Source organism: Blastomonas natatoria, assembly GCF_003201955.1.
GTDB classification, from domain to species: Bacteria; Pseudomonadota; Alphaproteobacteria; order Sphingomonadales; family Sphingomonadaceae; genus Blastomonas; species Blastomonas natatoria.
Genome location: NZ_QJJM01000003.1, coordinates 202,471 through 219,715, shown reverse-complemented (window position 1 = coordinate 219,715; position 17,245 = coordinate 202,471). Strand labels below are relative to the sequence as shown.

At 65.0% G+C, this 17,245-nt stretch carries 19 protein-coding genes; 5 read left to right on the top strand and 14 right to left on the bottom strand.

Annotated elements, in window-relative coordinates; translation table 11 throughout:
• Nucleotides 1-36 precede the first annotated feature (36 nt).
• The gene (locus C7451_RS05260) at nucleotides 37-1,713 is read right to left on the bottom strand and encodes an FAD-dependent oxidoreductase (protein ID WP_110297903.1); all 1,677 of its coding nucleotides are present in this window, start codon (nucleotides 1,711-1,713) and stop codon (nucleotides 37-39) included.
• Between the two features lie 176 nt (nucleotides 1,714-1,889).
• On the opposite strand from C7451_RS05260, the gene C7451_RS05255 reads away from it, so the two are divergent.
• A complete protein-coding gene (locus tag C7451_RS05255; protein ID WP_110298012.1) occupies nucleotides 1,890-3,065 on the top strand; it encodes an acyl-CoA dehydrogenase family protein in 1,176 nt (391 codons plus the stop codon).
• A 109-nt stretch (nucleotides 3,066-3,174) separates the two neighbouring features.
• Nucleotides 3,175-4,278 (top strand): acyl-CoA dehydrogenase family protein, encoded by a 1,104-nt coding sequence (locus C7451_RS05250; RefSeq protein ID WP_110297902.1) that lies wholly within the window; start codon nucleotides 3,175-3,177, stop codon nucleotides 4,276-4,278.
• Nucleotides 4,279-4,396: 118 nt separating this feature from the next.
• On the opposite strand, the gene C7451_RS05245 is transcribed toward C7451_RS05250, so the two are convergent.
• The 3 genes from C7451_RS05245 to C7451_RS05235 form a co-directional block, all read right to left on the bottom strand.
• Nucleotides 4,397-5,626, bottom strand: a complete 1,230-nt coding sequence (locus tag C7451_RS05245; RefSeq protein ID WP_110297901.1) for a threonine synthase — start codon at nucleotides 5,624-5,626, stop codon at nucleotides 4,397-4,399.
• A 90-nt stretch (nucleotides 5,627-5,716) separates the two neighbouring features.
• The gene (locus C7451_RS05240) at nucleotides 5,717-6,517 is read right to left on the bottom strand and encodes a sterol desaturase family protein (protein ID WP_110297900.1); all 801 of its coding nucleotides are present in this window, start codon (nucleotides 6,515-6,517) and stop codon (nucleotides 5,717-5,719) included.
• The gene (locus tag C7451_RS05235) at nucleotides 6,514-7,626 is read right to left on the bottom strand and encodes an alkene reductase (RefSeq protein ID WP_110297899.1); all 1,113 of its coding nucleotides are present in this window, start codon (nucleotides 7,624-7,626) and stop codon (nucleotides 6,514-6,516) included. Before C7451_RS05235 ends, C7451_RS05240 begins: the two co-directional genes overlap by 4 nt.
• A gap of 75 nt (nucleotides 7,627-7,701) precedes the next feature.
• Between C7451_RS05235 and C7451_RS05230 the strand changes: the two genes are divergently transcribed.
• The 3 genes from C7451_RS05230 (at nucleotide 7,702) to C7451_RS05220 (ending at nucleotide 9,800) form a co-directional block, all read left to right on the top strand.
• Nucleotides 7,702-8,622 carry a DMT family transporter gene (locus C7451_RS05230; protein WP_110297898.1) on the top strand — a complete coding sequence of 307 codons (921 nt, stop codon included), beginning with the start codon at nucleotides 7,702-7,704 and terminating at the stop codon, nucleotides 8,620-8,622.
• Nucleotides 8,623-8,649: 27 nt separating this feature from the next.
• Nucleotides 8,650-9,327: a COQ9 family protein gene (locus tag C7451_RS05225; protein WP_110298011.1), complete on the top strand. Its 678-nt coding sequence runs from the start codon at nucleotides 8,650-8,652 to the stop codon at nucleotides 9,325-9,327.
• Nucleotides 9,328-9,413: 86 nt separating this feature from the next.
• A complete protein-coding gene (locus C7451_RS05220) occupies nucleotides 9,414-9,800 on the top strand; it encodes a limonene-1,2-epoxide hydrolase family protein (RefSeq protein ID WP_110297897.1) in 387 nt (128 codons plus the stop codon).
• Between the two features lie 16 nt (nucleotides 9,801-9,816).
• Here the strand turns inward: C7451_RS05220 and C7451_RS05215 are convergent, their stop codons facing one another.
• The 10 genes from C7451_RS05215 to C7451_RS05170 form a co-directional block, all read right to left on the bottom strand.
• On the bottom strand, nucleotides 9,817-10,209 hold the full coding sequence (locus tag C7451_RS05215; protein WP_110297896.1) for a flagellar export chaperone FliS: 393 nt from the start codon (nucleotides 10,207-10,209) through the stop codon (nucleotides 9,817-9,819).
• Nucleotides 10,210-10,245: 36 nt separating this feature from the next.
• A complete protein-coding gene (fliD, locus tag C7451_RS05210; protein WP_110297895.1) occupies nucleotides 10,246-11,646 on the bottom strand; it encodes a flagellar filament capping protein FliD in 1,401 nt (466 codons plus the stop codon).
• A gap of 60 nt (nucleotides 11,647-11,706) precedes the next feature.
• Nucleotides 11,707-12,849, bottom strand: a complete 1,143-nt coding sequence (locus tag C7451_RS05205) for an EscU/YscU/HrcU family type III secretion system export apparatus switch protein (protein ID WP_110297894.1) — start codon at nucleotides 12,847-12,849, stop codon at nucleotides 11,707-11,709.
• A gap of 4 nt (nucleotides 12,850-12,853) precedes the next feature.
• Nucleotides 12,854-13,636 carry a flagellar biosynthetic protein FliR gene (fliR, locus tag C7451_RS05200; protein ID WP_110297893.1) on the bottom strand — a complete coding sequence of 261 codons (783 nt, stop codon included), beginning with the start codon at nucleotides 13,634-13,636 and terminating at the stop codon, nucleotides 12,854-12,856.
• Nucleotides 13,633-13,905, bottom strand: a complete 273-nt coding sequence (locus tag C7451_RS05195; protein WP_110297892.1) for a flagellar biosynthetic protein FliQ — start codon at nucleotides 13,903-13,905, stop codon at nucleotides 13,633-13,635. Before C7451_RS05195 ends, fliR begins: the two co-directional genes overlap by 4 nt.
• A 129-nt stretch (nucleotides 13,906-14,034) precedes the next feature.
• Nucleotides 14,035-14,925, bottom strand: coding sequence for a flagellar type III secretion system pore protein FliP (gene fliP / locus C7451_RS05190; protein WP_244181614.1), 891 nt, complete (start codon nucleotides 14,923-14,925; stop codon nucleotides 14,035-14,037).
• Nucleotides 14,922-15,275 (bottom strand): flagellar biosynthetic protein FliO, encoded by a 354-nt coding sequence (locus C7451_RS05185; RefSeq protein ID WP_110297891.1) that lies wholly within the window; start codon nucleotides 15,273-15,275, stop codon nucleotides 14,922-14,924. Before C7451_RS05185 ends, fliP begins: the two co-directional genes overlap by 4 nt.
• A gap of 75 nt (nucleotides 15,276-15,350) precedes the next feature.
• Entirely contained in the window at nucleotides 15,351-15,701 is a 351-nt protein-coding gene (gene fliN / locus C7451_RS05180; protein WP_110297890.1) for a flagellar motor switch protein FliN, read from the bottom strand.
• Nucleotides 15,702-15,708: 7 nt separating this feature from the next.
• The gene (locus C7451_RS05175) at nucleotides 15,709-16,635 is read right to left on the bottom strand and encodes a FliM/FliN family flagellar motor switch protein (RefSeq protein WP_110297889.1); all 927 of its coding nucleotides are present in this window, start codon (nucleotides 16,633-16,635) and stop codon (nucleotides 15,709-15,711) included.
• An 18-nt stretch (nucleotides 16,636-16,653) separates the two neighbouring features.
• Complete coding sequence (locus C7451_RS05170; RefSeq protein WP_110297888.1) at nucleotides 16,654-17,220, bottom strand: flagellar basal body-associated FliL family protein; 567 nt, start codon at nucleotides 17,218-17,220, stop codon at nucleotides 16,654-16,656.
• Nucleotides 17,221-17,245: the final 25 nt, after the last annotated feature.

The window sequence follows — 17,245 nt, the reverse complement described above, 5'->3', positions numbered from 1 at the left end:
CACTAGAATCCTCCCCGAGCTTGTCTCGGGGAGGAATTAATTGTTTCCGCACCCCATCGCGTCGGTCTTTTGCCGTTCGATGAAGCGATGGACCGCCTGGATGACCACCGAACCCTCGCCGACGCCCGAGGCGACGCGCTTGACGGAACCCGAGCGGACATCGCCGACCGCGAACAGGCCGGGCCGGCTGGTCTCGAACGGCGAACAGCCATCGCCGGTGACGATGAACCCGGCATCGTCGAGCGTCGCACAGCCTTGCAGCCAGTCCGAGCAGGGCTGCGCGCCGATCATCACGAACAGCGCGCCTGCCTCGATCCGGGTCTCCTCGCCGCTGCGCCGGTCGCGCCAGACGAGCTCTTCCAGATGCGTGTCGCCCGACAGCGCGCAGACCTCGCTGAACGGGTGCAGCGTGATCGCGTTCGAGGCCACGATCCGGTCGATCAGATAGCTCGACATGGTCGCAGCCAGCCCCTCGCTGCGCACCAGGATGTGCACATGCGCGGCAAAGCGCGACATATAGACTGCGGCCTGGCCTGCCGAATTGCCGCCACCGACCACCACGACGGCTCGGTTCGCGCACAGCTGCGCCTCCATCGCGGTCGCGGCATAATAGATGCCCGCGCCCTCGAACCGGGCATAATCGGGCAGGTCGAGCTTGCGATAGCGCGCACCGGTTGCCGCCACCACCGCGCGCGCCTCGGCCACCGTGCCGTCCTCGAGCTGCAGCCGGAAATGGCCGCCGCTGCAATCCAGCCCGGTCGCAGCGCGCGAGACCGCAAGCCGCGCGCCGAATTTCTGCGCCTGGACCTGCGCCCGCCCGGCCAGCGCCTGGCCAGATATGCCGGTGGGAAAGCCCAGATAATTCTCGATCTTGCTGCTCGTCCCTGCCTGACCGCCTGGCGCGGTCGATTCGATGATCAGCGTGTCGAGCCCCTCGGACGCGGCATAGACGGCTGCGGCGAGGCCCGCCGGCCCCGCCCCCACCACGATCAGATCGTGCAGCCGCTGCTGGTCGATTGCCACCGCGACGCCCAGCGCATCGGCCAGATCGTGCGTGCTCGGATTGCGCAGGATCTGCTCTTCGGAAATCACCACCGGCAGGTCGGCAGCGCCGAGGCCGAAGCCTTCGAGGAACGCCGCCGCATCGGGATCGCTCGAAGAGTCGATCGTGCGGTGCGGATAGCCGTTGCGCGTCAGAAAGGCGTTGATCCGCACCGTATCCGCGCTGCGCGCCGGACCGACCAGAGTCACCGCGCCCTGCTGATGCTGCATCAGTGCAACGCGGCGCAGGATGAACGCGCGCATGATGATCTCGCCGATATCGGGCTCGGCGACGATCAGCCGCCGGAAATCGGCGCGGGGCACGCGGATCACCTCGGTCGGCCCCACCGCGCGCCCGCTGACCAGGATCTTGCGATCGTTGAACAGGTCGAGCTCGCCCGTGAACTGCCGTGCGCAATGGCGGTGGACGATGCCCTCCTCGCCATGATCGCCATGGTCAATGATCTCGATCTCGCCGGTCTGCACGAGGAAGAAATCGACTCCGCGCTCGCCGCGGTGGAAGACATGATCGCCGTCGGCCAGCGTCTCGCAATGGCCGAACCGCGCGATTCGTCCCGCCATGTCCTCGCTCAGCACCGGGAAGGTCTGTTCCAGCCGCGCATAGGGATCGCTGCTGTCGACCGGCTGCGCGTTCGGCGCCGAATTTCCCATGTTCCTGTTCCCTTCTGCCCGACCTTAGTGCGCCGTAGCGTCATCTCCGGTGCCGCATTGGCTAGCCTATCATGCTATCGCGGCAATGCGTCAGTTTCTTGGCGATCGCGCCTTGCATTTGGGTGGTGGCGGTGCAGATTAGCGTCAAATCAACCGTTCAGGACAAGGTGAGGATCATGACCGAAGACGAAGACCTGGAGAGCTTCCGCGCCGAGGTTCGCGCATTTCTCGATGCCGAGCTGCCGCCCGAAAAGCGCTTTGCCGCAGACGGCTTTGCCAATAGCAGCAAGGAACTGACCGCCTGGTGGCAGGGCGTTCGTGCCAAGCGCGGCTGGGGCGCACCCGGCTGGCCCAAGCAATATGGCGGCTGCGAATGGTCGCTCGCCAAGAAGCGCATCTTCGCCGATGAATCGACCAAGGCGGGTGCGCCTTCGTACAGCCCGTTCGGCCTGACCATGGTCGGCCCGGTCATCTACACCTTCGGCACCGAAGAGCAGAAGGCCGAGCATCTGCCGCACATCATCAACGGCACGCGCTTCTGGTGCCAGGGCTATTCGGAGCCCGGCGCGGGATCGGACCTTGCCAGCCTGAAGACGCGCGCGGTGCGCGATGGCGACCATTATGTGGTCAACGGCCAGAAGACCTGGACCACCCAGGGCCACTGGGCCGACTGGATTTTCTGCCTGGTGCGCACCAATACCGAGGTGAAGCAGCAGAACGGCATCTCGTTCCTGCTGATCGACATGAACACGCCGGGCATCGAGGTGCGGCCGATCCGCACCATCGACGGCATGCATCACCTCAACGAGGTGTTCTTCACCGATGTACGCGTACCGGTGAAGAACCTGGTCGGCAACGAGAATGACGGCTGGACCTATGCCAAGTTCCTGCTCGGCAACGAGCGCGCCGGGATCGCGGGTGTCGCCCGCACCACCGGCGACCTGATCCGCCTGCGCGAATGGGCAAGCTCGGTCGAGCATTTCATCAACCCGCCGATCAACGATCCGGTGATCGCGCAGCGGCTCGATTCGCTCGAACAGCGGCTCGCCAAGCTGGCCGCACTCGAGGCGCGTGCGCTCGAGGCACCGAGCCAGTCGGCCGAGGCGATGCGGCTGGTCGCGCCACTGAAGCTGCTCGGCACCGAGCTGTCTCAGGACGTGTCCGAACTGGCGCTGGATATCGCGGGCCCTGCCGCGCTGCCGCGTCCGGCGAACGATCCGGTCCATCCCTATGGCCAGGAAGGCGAGCACGCGATGTCGGTCTTCCTCTTCGGCCGGGCGCAATCGATCTATGGCGGCACCAACGAGGTGCAGAAGAACATTCTCGCCAAGATGATGGCCGCAGGGATCTGACGACCAGTCCCACCATCCGTTTGTCCCGAGCGAAGTCGAGGGACGTGCGCATCAGACCTGGCGCGGATCACCCGATCCGCGCCAGGCGGATATTCAGGATTTCACATCCATGTTCGCACCCAATGATGACCAGCAGTTGCTGATCGACAGCGCCCGCCGCTTCACCCAGAAACATTATGCCGATGATAAACTAGGCCAGATGGGCGAAGCTCCGCTCAACACCGCGCTCTGGGCCGAGATGGCCGAGGCCGGATGGCTGATGCTGCCCTTTGCCGAAGCCGATGGCGGCCTGCAGGCCGAGGGCCAGTCGGGCCTGGGCGATTGCGTCAGCCTGTTCGAAGTGCTGGGCGAAGGCCTGGTGGTCGAACCCGTGCTCGCCAGCACCATCCTTGCTGGCGGCCTGATCGCCGCGTCGCCGGAATCGCAGAGCCGCAGCGACCTGATCGAGGGCATCGTCTCGGGCGGCGCGCCGGTGGGCGTGGCACTCCACGAACCGCGCGCGCGGCACGACATCTGGTATTGCGAAGCCAAGGCCACGAAGAGCGCCGACGGCTGGACGCTCAGCGGCCACAAGTCGCTCGCCCATGGTGCGGCGGCGGCCGAAACGATCATCGTGCTCGCGCGGATCGAGGGCGAGCCGGGCAGCGGCTCGGCGGGCCTCGGCCTGTTCCTCGTTCCTGCCGATGGCGCGGGCGTCACCGTCACCCCCTATCGCTTGCGCGACGACCATTGGGTCGCCGATGTGAAGCTCGACGGCGCGACGCTGGGTGCTGACGCATTGCTGCTCGGCCCGGGCGCGGCGGCCGAGGCGCTCGAAAAGGTGATCGACAAGGCGCGGCTGCTGCTCGCGGCGGAAGGCACCGGCATCATGCGCCGCGTGTGCCTCGCCACCCAGGCCTATACCATGGACCGCAAGCAGTTCGGCGTGCCGCTCGCCTCGTTCCAGGTGCTGCAGCACCGCATGGTCGACATGCAGGTTGCCTTCGATCAGGCGCGTTCGCTGGTCTATGAGGCGGTCACGCACGATGCCGCTGGCGATGCCGCCGAAATGACCCGCGCCGCACGCGCCGCCTATCGCGCGGTCAGCGAAGATGGGGTCGAGGTCGGCAAGCAGGCGATCCAGCTGCACGGCGGCATGGGCATGTCGGAGGAACTGCCGCTCGGCCGTGCGCTGCGGCGACTTCTGGCGATCCGCCAGGCGTTCCCGCTATAACGATTTTAAGGCAATCCATGACCGTCACCCCCCCGAAGGCGGGGGTCCCGCTCCCGCGCAACGGTTGCAGGACAAGCGGGATTCCCGCGTTCGCGGGAATGACGGGAATGGGAGAAACCTAGAGCGCGTCGAAATCGATTCGCGCGTGGCGGTCCAGCGTGCGCGAATCGTCCGGCATCGGGTATTTGAGACCCGTCGCGCAGTTGAACAGCACCACCCGGTCGCCCTTGCTTACCAATCCGGCGGCAAGCGCGTCGTGATAGGCCGCCAGCGTCGCGCCGCCTTCGGGGCAAAGCAACAGCCCGTCCTGCTTGGCCGCCTGCACCACCGCGCGTTCGATCGCCTGGTCGTCCACCGCCAGTGCCTTGCCGCCGCTTTCACGCACGGCGCGCAGGATCAGGAAATCGCCGACCGCGCGCGGCACGCGAATTCCCGCGGCGACCGTTTCGGCATTCTCCCAGCGCTCGGCATGCTCGACCCCGTCGTCGAATGCCTTGACGATCGGCGCGCAGCCCGATGCCTGGACCGCGAACATCTTCGGGCGCTCAGGGCCGATCCAGCCCAGAGCTTCGAGCTCGTCGAACGCCTTCCACATTCCGATCATGCCCGTGCCGCCGCCGGTGGGATAAAAAATCGCATCCGGCAGGCTCCAGCCGAATTGCGCGGCGAGTTCCAGCCCCATCGTCTTCTTGCCCTCGATCCGGTAAGGCTCCTTCAGCGTCGAGACATCGTACCAGCGGCCTTGCTTCGCACCCTCGGCGACGATCGCACCGCAATCGTCGATCAGGCCGTTGACCCGCCAGACGCGCGCACCCTGCAGCGCGATCTCGCGCACATTGATCTCGGGCGTGTCGTCGGGGCAGAAGACCACCGTCTCGATACCGCAACGCGTTGCATAGGCGGCAAGCGCGGCCCCCGCATTGCCGTTGGTCGGCATGGCGATCCGTGTGACGCCCAGTGCCTTGGCCATCGACACCGCCATGACGAGCCCGCGTGCCTTGAACGATCCGGTGGGCAGCCTGCCCTCGTCCTTGACCAGCACGCTCGCCCCGCCCGACTTGGGCAGCGGAATCAGCGGCGTCTCGATCTCGCCCAGGCTGACGATATTTCGTGCGTCGCGCACCGGCAACAGCTCGCGCCAGCGCCACAGATCGGTATCGCGCCGCTCCAGTTCGTCGCGGTCCAGGTGTGCAGCGATCGCCGGCAGGTCGTAGCGCACCAGCAGGGGGCGGCCGACGCGCGAGAGGCCATGCGCCTTGTCAGCCTCGTAGCGCTCACTGGTCATCGAGCATTCGAGATACGTGACGAAGGTCCGGCGCTCGGCTGTGACGTTGCTCGGCAAAGGCATGAAATTCAGGCTCCCCTTTTCCGCATGACACGGATCATCATGCCGCTGACATGGGCCTTTCATGTTTCATTTCAATATTTTGCAACGCTCTTACCGAAACGGCAGGCGCATCGACCAGCCAAAGCGCGTGGTCTCCTGCCCCGGATAATCGGCGAGCCCGATGGTCATTGCGTCATGCCCGCCGCTGGGCCGAGCGCGATAGGTGCCGAAAAGCCGGTCCCAGATCGACAGGCAGAAGCCGTAATTGCTGTCATGCTCGATCCGCCGGGTGCTGTGGTGCACCCGGTGCATGTCCGGCGTGACGATGACCGATCGCAGCACGCTGTCGAGCCAGAGCGGCAGCGCCAGATTGGCGTGGTTGAACATCGGCAGCACCGCCAGCAGCAGTTCGAACACGACCAGGGCCCAGAGCGGCGCACCGAGCGCGAGCGCGACGCCCATCTTGAACAGCATCGACAGGCCGATTTCAATCGGATGAAAGCGCAAGGCGGTCGACATGTCGAGATCGCGATCGGCATGGTGCACCCGGTGCAGCCGCCAGAGCAGCGGAACGCGGTGGGTCGCCCAGTGCTGCGCCCAGACGGCCAGGTCGAGCAGCAGGATCGCCAGCACCCCCTGGGCCCAGCCGGGCAGCCCGGTCAGCGGCAGCAGCCCGAAATCGGGCTGCGGCGCGTAGCCCGTTACCGCGCCGAACAGCGCGATGAACACGAGCGCCTGCACCCCGCGCTCGACCGGCATGTTGACCAGCACGAACCCCAGATGCGCAGGCCAGCGCCGCACCACGGGCAGGCTGCGATGACGGCGTGGAAAGATAGCTTCGGCCAGCAGCAGGACGAGTGCCGTGCCGACCAGCACCGCACTGATCAGCCAGGGCTGGCCGCTGGCGATCATGACGCGGCAGCAGCCTCGGCGGCCAGTCCCTGCTCTTCCATTGTCGGATAGTCGGTATAGCCCTCGGGCGAGCTGCCGTACCAGCGCGCGGGATTGTCCGGGTTGAGCGGCGCGTTGACCGCGAGGCGCGCGGGCAGATCGGGATTTGCAAGGAAGGTGCGGCCGAAGCTGATCGCATCGGGAATGCCGCCCGCCATCGCCGCGACCGCCTTGTCGTGATCGTAATCGCTGTTGAGCACCAGAGGCCCAGCGAACACCTTGCGGATATGCGGGCTGACCGGCGGCACATCGCTCGCGCCGAAGGTGCCGTCCATCGGCGGCTCGCGCAGTTCGAGAAAGGCGATGCCGATCCTGTCGAGCAGCGCCGCCGCTGCAGTAAAAGTGTCTTCGGGAGTCGCGTCGTTCACGCCCTGAGTCTCGCCATTGGGCGACAGGCGGACAGAGACATGGTCGTGGCTCCACACCCCGACCAGGTGCTGCGCCACTTCGCCCAGCAGGCGGATGCGGTTCTCGATGCCGCCGCCATAATCGTCGTCGCGCAGGTTGGACGAGGAACGCAGAAACTGGTCGATCAGATATCCATTGGCGGCGTGGATCTGCACGCCGTCAAACCCGGCGCGTTTCGCGTTCTCGGTCGCACGCGCATAATCGTCCAGGATGCGCGGAATTTCTGCGACCTCCAGCGGACGCGCGGTCTCATAGGGCTTGGTCCCTTCATAGGTATGCGCGTGATAGTCGAACCGGGTCGCCGAGGCGGAGACCGGGGGCTTGCCACCGTTGAAATCGGGATGCACCAGCCGGCCCATATGCCAGAGCTGGCAGATGATCCGGCCGCCTGCCTGGTGAACGCGCTCGACCACCGGCTTCCAGCCTTCGACCTGCTCGTCGTTCCAGATTCCCGGCGCGTACGGCGTACCCAGCCCTTCGGGGCTGATCCCCGTCGCTTCCGAGATGATCAGCCCTGCACTGGCGCGCTGCGCATAATATTCGCCCATCAGCGGCACCGGAACATGCGCCCGGGTCGCACGGCAGCGGGTGAGCGGCGCCATCAGGATGCGGTTGGGGCAGGCGATCGCGCCAAGCTGGACAGGATCGAACAGGGTGGGCATGGGCGGCGTTTCTCCGGTCTCGGACTGGCGCGGAAGGGCCGCGACAGCGTTTAATCGAATGGCTAAAGGCCGATCATGACAAAAGCAACCGAGCGGGGCGGAATATTGGCCGTCGTTGCGCTGATCTTCGCCAATGTGGCGCTTGCCTTCGGCCCCTGGTTCGTGCGGATGGCCGATACCGGCCCGGTCTCTGCCGGGTTCTGGCGGCTGACGCTGGCGCTGCCGATCCTGTTCGTCATCGCCGTACAGCAGCGCGAGCCGCTGACCGGATATCGCTCCGCGATCTGGTGGCTGCTGGCGCTGAGCGGCATTGCCTTTGCGCTGGATATTGCCAGCTGGAATTTCGGCATCGAGCGGACCAAGCTCGCCAATTCGACGCTGTTCGGAAACATGGGCAGCGTCATCATGGTGCTCTACGGCTTCGTCATCAGCCGCGCCTGGCCTCACCGGGCTGAACTGGCCGCAGTCGCGCTCGCGATCGTCGGCGCGGCCATGCTGATGGGCAGTTCCTACGAACTCGATGTCCGCAACCTCATAGGGGACCTGTTCTGCCTGCTCGCCGGAATGCTCTACGTGGTCTATCTGCTGAGCATCCGCCGTATCCGCAGCGACCTCGGCAGCTGGTCGGTGCTGGTCTGGTCCACGGTTTTCGGCATCGGGCCGATGCTGGCCATCGCCCTGCTGCTGGGCGAACCGGTCTGGCCGACCGACTGGACGCCGGTGCTGCTGCTCGCCCTGGTCTGCCAGCTTCTGGGCCAGGGGGCGATGGTCTATGCGGTCAGCCATTTCTCGCCGGTGGTGCTGGGCATCGCGCTGCTCAGCCAGCCGGCGATCGCCGCGATCATCGGCTGGCAGGCCTTTGGCGAAACCCTTTCGCTGACCGATACCATCGGCATGGTCGCGATAGGCGCCGCGCTGGTGCTCGTCCGCTTGCCCGAGGCGCGGTGCGCAGCGCGGCGCGCAGCGCGGCTTGCAGCTTCGCCCCCGGCTTCCTAATTGAAGGACATCCAAGGAGGCACCTTCATGTACCGCCCGACCAAGCTCGACACCCTGCCCGCCGATCCGACCATGGACGAGGTGCGCCAGTTCCTGCCGCCGTTCATTGCCGAGGAAGCCGTATTCGACGGCTGGACGCCTGCCGCGCGCGATGCCGCCGCCGCTGCACAGGGCGTGGAGCCGGGCCTCGCGACGCTGGCCTTCGACAAGGGCCCGATGGACATGATCGATGCCTGGATCGGCCATATCGACGCGCAGATGATCGAGGCGTTTCCGCCCGAGCGTATCGCCGCGATGAAGATCCGCGAGCGCATTCGCGCGCTCGTCGCCTTCCGGTTCGAGGCGGTGGCGCACCAGCGCGAGGCGCTGCGCCGCGCGACCGCGATCATGGCGCTGCCCGCCAATCTCGCCCGTACCGCCCGCATATCGTGGCGCACGGCGGACCTGATGTGGCGGCTCGCCGGCGATGCCGCGACCGATTACAACCATTATACCAAGCGCATGATCCTCTCGGGCGTCTATGGCTCGACGCTGATGGCGTTTCTCGACGACGAGAGCCCCGATTTCGCCGACACCCATGCCTTTCTGGAGCGCCGCATCGATAATGTGATGCAGTTCGAGAAGGCCAAGGCAAAGTGGACGAACAAGGGCGAGACATTGAGCCTCTCGCGCTTCCTGGGCAGGCTGCGCTACCCGGCACGGTAATCTTCTCAGGCCTTGACCTGCGACGTAATTGAGCCGCGATCGCTCCTGTTCCACGCTGACCGGCATCAGCAACAGGAGCACGCGCAATGACCACCATCACCGACCCGTTTTCGGTCGTTCAGGCCTTTCTCAAGGCCATGGAACCGCTGGATTACGATGCTGCGCTGCGATGTGTGGCGCCGCTTTGCGAATATACCAATCCGCCGCCGCTCGGAACGGTGCACGGCCCCGACGGTATCCGGGCGGTGCTCGAGCCTTTCTTCTCGCCGACGCTGGAAAACGAGTTCCGCGTGCTGCGATCTGCCGTCGATGGCAATATCGTGATGCTCGAACGGCTGGACCGGCACCGGCTCGCCGACAAATGGGTCGAGCTGCCGGTGGCGGGCGTGTTCGAGGTGGAGAATGGACTGATCCGCTATTGGCGCGACTATTTCGATGTCGCGACGATCATGTCCGAATGGCCGGCGGCCTGAGCCGCCTTTCCGCGCCTCATTTCGGCGCGATGCGCTTCCAGGCTTCGGCGATTTCGGCGAGCATCTGGCGGGCGGACTTGAGCACATCGACCTTGTCGGGGCTCAGGGCCGCGTTGATGCGGCGGCTGGCCTCGCGATAGATGCGGGCAAGCGCGAGCGCCAGTTCACCGCCCTTTTCGAAGTCGAGGCTCTCTTCCAGCGCCATCACGATGGCGGATGCCCTGGCGCGGGCCTGGATCATCGGTACCGCCTCGCCGCGCTCGGCATGGCGGATGGCCGCATCGAGGCGCAGCAGCAGTTCGTCGAACAGGATGACGACCAGCTGGTGCGGGCTGGCGCCTTCGACACGGCTGACCGTATCGACGGCCTGATAGCTGCCCATGTGGCGACGCGGAGAGATGAAGCTCATGCGGTTTTCCTTGTCATTCGCTATGTTTTGATTGTCTTAATTGTCGCCGCTGTTGGTCCAGACCGACACCTGCTGCTCGATATAGCTCTGGGTAGAGCGCAGCACGGTCAGCTGGCGGTCCATGGCGGCAAATGTCTGTTCCAGCTGCTCGCGATATTTGGCGCTGTCTTCCTCGACCTTTTCCATCAGCTTGGTGAGATCGGTCGCAATCTTGTTCAGCCGGTTCTGGGCGCCGATCAGCGAGCCATTGGGATCCTTCAGGCTCGTCTTGACGTCCTCGAACGCCTTGGCGAGACCGGGATTGCCGGCTGTCGGGGTGGCCGGCTCCAGCATCCGGGCGATGCCTTCGGGATCGGCAGCAAGCGCACGATCGAACCGGGCATTGTCGAGCGACAATGTGCCGTCGCGATTGGTCCGCACGCCGATATCGGCGAGCGAGCGATAATCGCCGGAATCTGAGAGCTGCTTGGTGGTCAGCGACGCCATGGCGCGCATCATGTCGCGCGCCGCCCGTTCACCCGCCAGCGGCCCGCCGCTGGTCCCGTCCACGCCGGGCGCGGTTGCGGAGTTCAGCGCGCCGCGCAGATCGTTATAGGCCTTGATGAACTCGTTGACGATGTCCTTGGTCGAGGAGGTCGGCTGGTCGCCGCTGATGACGACATTCGTGCCCGGGGCTGCGGTCAGGAGGTTGATGCGTACGCCGGGAACGGCGGTGTCGATCTGGTTGCTCGAGTTGGTCAGCTGGATGCCATTGACCTGGACGATGCTGTTGGCAGCGCTGGTGACCGAATTCATCCCGGCCCCACCGACAGGCGGAAAGGCGAAGGCATCGAGCGCAGCCGAGCCACCCGAACCGGTGACGGTAAAGCTGTTGGCCGCGCCTTCCGCGCCGCGCATCACCAGCCGCGAGCCGGTATTGTCGGTGACGATGCTCGCCGTGACGCCGCTGTTGGTGCCGTTGATCGCATCGCGCAGGCCGGTCAGCGAGTTGTTGGTGGAATCGATGGTGACGTTGAAGCTGCCCGCCGCCGTAGTGATGGTCAGCGATCCCTCGCCCACCGGCGCACCGCTGGCCAGGCTGGTCGCCGATACCATGGTCTGCGCCGAAGCGAGCTGGGTTACCTGAACCGTCGCCGGCAGGCCCTGCGGCTTCTGCCCCGGAATGAAGCTGGCCGCAACCAGATCGCCGCGGGTCGAAACGAGATTGCCGGTCAGCTGACGACCGTTGAGCACTTCGCTCAATGCGGTGGAAAAGGTTTCGAGCGCCGACGAGGCCGAAGCCAGTGCCGAGATGCGCGCCTGGTTCAGGTTCTGCTTGTTGCGAACCTCCGACTGCTTCGGCTGAAGCTGTGCCGTGACGAGATCATTCACCAGCTGGGCGCTGTTGACCCCCGTAAAGCCGCTGATGACATTTGAAATTCCGCTGTTCGTGACCATCACCAGTTCCTTCTGAAAGGATTAACGGCTGGTGCGTGGCCGCATTAAGAGGTTTCGGGATCATTTCTGCGGTTTGCCGTCCATATCAAATCGCAGGTCCTTGGGCACGTCGAGCTCGGGCTGGCCAAAGCCGACATCCATCTTCTCGTTGATGCGGAAAACGAAGGCGAGCAGCGTCGCGGCGGCCAGGTACAGCCGCTCGTCGATGATCGCCCCGGGCTTGGAGGTGAAGTAGATCGCGCGGGTCAGTTCCGGGTAGCGCAGGATGGTGAGGCCGCGCTCCATCGCGAGTTCGCGCATCGCCTGGGCAATCGCACCGCGCCCGCGCGCCAGCACCACCGGCGCGGGATCGCGCTCGCGGTCGTAGCGCAGCGCGATGGCGAAATGGGTCGGGTTGACCAGCAGCACGGTCGCATCTTCCACCGCCTTGCGGGTGGAGCCGTTCAGCATCTCGTACTGGCGCCGGCGCACGGCCTGCTTGAGCTCGGGCGAGCCTTCGACCTCCTTGTGCTCGTCCTTGACCTCCTGCTTGGTCATCATCAGCTTCTGGTTGCGCTGGAACCACTGGGCCGGAACATCGATCATCGCGATCAGGCCCAGCGCCCCCGCCATGGCCATCAGGGTCATCGAGAACAGATCGCCGAATGCGGCGATGCCCTGGCGAACGTCGCCATGGCCGAGCTGCGCCATCTCAGGCAGCATCGACATGACCATGACCACGCCGATCGTGCCCATCAGCACGACCTTGGCGATCGACTTGACCAGCTCGATCAGCCCGTGCGTGCCGAACATGCGCTTGAGGCCCGATGCCGGATTCATCTTGGAGGCCTTGGGTGCAACCGCACTCCAGCGAAAGCCGAGCGAACCGAGCGAAGCGGGTGTCGCGACGCACGCCACCAGCAGGAACAGGAACAGCCCGCCGAACGGCAGGGCAAGCGGCATCAGCAGTGACAGCGTTCGCTCCCCGACATTGAAATCGGTCGCCTGATAGATGTCGAACACCAGAGCCGCGCGCAGCATTCCGGCGATCGAGGACACCATCATGTCGCCGAACAACACGAAGGCCATCGTGCCGCCGATGATGATCATCGCGGTGCCAAGTTCCTTGGACTGAAGGACATCCCCTTTCTCCCGCGACTCCCTGAGCCGCTTTTCGGTAGGGAGTTCGGTTTTTTCGCCACCACCGGATGGGCCGTCTGCCATAGCGTCAGCCCTCCCCCGCCATGATTTCGGACTGTTCGATCCCGGCTTCCATCGCGCGCATCACGCCATCGGCCAGCACGGGGGCTGCCATGGCCAGCAGGATGATGCCCGCCAGCACCGCGACCGGAATGCCGACCGAGAAAAGGTTGAGCTGAGGCGCGGAGCGCGCGAGCATTGCCATCACCAACTGGACAATGATCAGCGCCGCACCGACCGGGAGCGCGATCACCAGACCCATCGAGAACAGCGAGCCGCCGAATTCGACCAGATCCATGATCAGCCGGGGCGACAGCCACGCAGCGCCCGGCGGCAGCGCCTCGTAGCTGTGCACGATGATCGCGATCAGCATGAGGTGCCCGTCCATCGCCAGCAGCAGCAGCACGGCGATGATGGAAAGGAAGCTGCCGATGACCGGGCTGGACTGGCCGCTTTGCGGATCGGCCATCGATGCAAAGCCCAGGCCCATGGCGTTGCTGATCAGCTCGCCCGCGACGAAGGCGGCAGAATAGCCGATCTGCAGCGCAAAGCCGATGGCGACGCCGCAGACGACTTCACCGATGATGAAGAGCAGGCCGGCATAGCTGACCAGGGTGCTGTCCGGCAGATCGATCTGGACCGAATTGGTGGCCGCAATGCCGATCATCGCCGACAGGATGATGCGCACCTGCAGCGGTACCGCCGTCGCACCGAAAACCGGGGCCGCCATCAGCGCTGCGCCGGGCCGGATCATCGCCATGATCCAGATCCACAATTGCGCTTCGACAGAGGCAAAGCCCGGTGCGATCACAGCAGCAGGTCCGGAATGCGGCTGAAGATTTCCACGGTGAAGTCGGCGATCAGATAGAGGATCGAGCCGCCGAACAGCGCCAGGATCACGCCGAGCACGACCAGCTTGGGCACGAAGCTCAAGGTCGCCTCGTTGATCGAGGTCGCAGCCTGCACCATGCCCAGCAGCACGCCGACCAGCAACGCCGGGATCAGCAGCGGGGCCGAGGCCAGGGCCGTGATCCATAGCGTCTGCTGCGCCAGGCCAATGAAATAGTCGGTCTGTTCCATATCAGCGTGCGATCCAATCAGGTCCCCGTTTGTCCCGAGCGTGTCGAGGGACGTCTGTGCCGCCCTTTCCGATCACGTCCCTCGACTTCGCTCGGGACAAACGGGAGGGGTGAGCGGGGACCGGTTTAACTAATTCACGAACGATCCGGCGAGCGAGCCCATGGTGAGCGCCCAGCCATCGACCAGCACGAACAGCAGCAGCTTGAACGGCATCGATATGATCGTGGGAGAGAGCATCATCATGCCCAGCGCCATCAGCGTCGAGGCAACGACCAGGTCGATCACCAGGAACGGCAGGAAGATCATGAAGCCGATCTGGAACGCGGTCTTGAGCTCGCTGGTCACAAAGGCCGGCAGCAGGATCGAGAACGGAATGTCCCTGGGTGCAGCGACCGGCTTGGCCTTGGCCATGTCCATGAACAGCTTCAGGTCCGTCTGGCGGGTCTGCTTGATCATGAACTTGTGAAACTCCTCGCCCGAGATCTGGATCGCGGTTTCCAGCTCGATCGTGTCGGCAGCATAAGGCGCGACTGCGCGGTCGTTGATCTGGGTGAAGGTGGGGGCCATCACGAACATCGACAGGAACAGCGCAAGCCCGATCAGCACCTGGTTGGGCGGCGTCTGCTGCAGGCCCAGTGCCTGGCGCAGGATCGACAGCACGATGATGATGCGCGTGAAGCTGGTCATCATCAGCACCATCGACGGCAGGATGGTGAGCAGACCCATGACGACGAGGATCTGTAGCGACAGCGTCAGCGGCTTGCCGTTGCCCGCGACATCGTCGAGCGCCTGGGAGAGCGCTTCGGGCGCACCGGGCGTGCCGGTGGCGGAGCCGGTGGCGCGTTCGGCAGGTGGCGGAGTCGTGGTCGCCGTGGGCGCTGGCGCGGCCGGGGCAGCCGGCGCCGCCTGGCCGGTTTGCGCGGCGGCAGGTGCCTGCTGCGCAATGGCGGGCGCGGCAAGGCTCGCAATCGTGAGGCCCAGCGCGATACACAGGCCTGTCTTGCGGACAAATCCGATCATGCGCCGCGCTCCCGCAGGGCGGCAAGCAGATCGCGATTATGTCCGGCCAGCGCCGCCGGGGGAGGTGTAACGCTGGCCGAACCATTCCCGGCATCGGCGCAGGCGATCGTGTCGATCCGCGCGCGCGTTACCGAAAGCAGGATTTTCTGTCCGGCAAACTCGACCACCGCGAGCTTGCCCGAGACCCCCATGCTGACCGTTTCCGTGACCTTCAGCTCGCGCTGGGGCCCCGCCATGTCGAGCCGGGCCATCATGCCGGGCTGATATTTGCGGTACAACCAGAGGCTGCCATAGATCATGCCGCCCATGATCGGCAGCATGATCAGCAGTTTGATGATGTAATAGGTCATGACGGTCCGCTTCCAAATCCCTGTGCCGTGCCGCCGGATGATCCGGCGCTGGCGACAGGGGCAGAAGGGACCCTGTCAGACGCGCCGTTCGACCCGTGCGTGGCCGACGTTTTTCGACACCACTTCGGCCACCCGGATTCCGAACCGGCCATCAATGGTCACGACTTCGCCTCTTGCAACCAGCGTGCCATTTACGTTGATGTCGAGCAGTTCATTGGCCTGGCGGTCGAGTTCGACCACCGATCCCTCGGCCAGCTCCATGATTTCCGCGAGGCGCAGCGACGCGCTGCCGACCTCGACCGACAGGCGCACGGGAATGTCGGCCAGAAAGCGGTAATGATTTGCCGCCTCATGCAAGCCATTGCCGCCCATATCGATGGCTTCGGCCTGCATGCCCAGCATCGGGGCTTCGGTCATGTCGCTCATATGGGGCTTATCCTCTTTCTATGGTTTCGATGCGGAACGCGGCCAGGCCGTTCTGTTCACCCAGGCTGCCGCGCGCGAAGATGCGGTCGCCGATGATCAGCGGCAGGTTGCGCGCCGGTGGAATGGGAATGATGTCGCCGGGCTTGAGATCGGCCAGCTGCGGCAGCGTGAGCACGGGGCGCGCCAGCACCGAGCGCGCGGGCAGCGTGACATGCGCCAGCGCCTGGCTCATCTGGTCGCGCCAGGCAGGATCAGGCAGGGACTCGTCCGAGAAACCGGCAGGTGTCAGGCATTGCTCGGCGGCCTGCAGGCCATCGAGCGGATAGACGAGCTCCAGCTCATAGCGGACATTGTCCGGCAGGGTGATGCGGAAGCGCTGTGCCACCATGCGGGCCAGCGGGCCAGCGACACGGGCGCCATCGACCGTGGTCGAATGTCCTGCCGCATGGCAGGAAAAGCTGCCGACCTCGTTCCACGCCGCGCCCAGCCGTTCGCCGATGGCCCGTGCGATCCGGCCGATCAGGCGGATATCGGTCTGGGTGAATTCCTTCTTGGGGGCCGCCATCTCGCGCGGGGCACCGCCGAAGAACGCATCGAGCATGGCCGAGACGAACACCGGCTCCATCTTCAGCAGCACGCGTCCCTGCATCGGAGCGAGCTGGAACTGGCTGATGCTGACCAGCTCGGCCTGGCGATCGCACCAGACATCGAACTGCGTGAATTCGGCATCGGGCGCATCGATGCGCAGCTTGACCCCGGCAATCGGCTCGAGCGCGGTGCGCAGTCCGGCGCACATGACCCGGGCCACCCGGCGCAGCACGGGCACGACCGTCTTCTGGTCGGCGTCCGCCTTGGCAAAGCTGTGCTCGGCCGGGCGGCGCTCGGTCTGCGACAGGGTGCCGGCTGCGGCATCAAGACTGGCAGGGTTGTTCATCTGCGTATCGGCCCTGACTTACTGAACCACGAAGCTGGTGAAATAGACGTCCTCGACGCCGGCAAATCCGGTCTTGTCGACCAGCACGTCGTTGATCACCTTCTTGAGCTGGCCCTTGAGCTGTTCCTTGCCCTCGATCGTTTCGAGCTGGATCGGATCATATTCGCTGATCGCCAGCAGGATTGCGGACCGGATCGCGATATTGTGCTCGGTCAGCGCAGCAGGCACCTTTTCATCGAAATAGGTCGATACCGCGAGCGACATCTGGGCAAAGCCGCCGCCACCGCGCAGATTGGCCGTGAACGGCTCCTCGATCGGCAGATAGGTGACCTTGAACTTGGCATCCAGATGGCTGCCCGAGGCGACCTGCTTCAGGCCTGCGGCCTTGGCAGAGACGGTCGTCCCGTCCTTCAGCACCACCTTGGGTGCATTGGGGTCCTCATGCTCGCCGCCGCCGATCATGCCGGCAGCGAAAAAGCCTGCAGCAGCGCCACCGCCGCCCAGAACGATCACGGCAACAAGCGGAATGACCAGCTTCTTGACCAAGCCGCCCTTCTTTTTCGGTTCCTTTTCGGTTTCAGCCATTTCTCGGTTCCCTCAAGAGAATTTC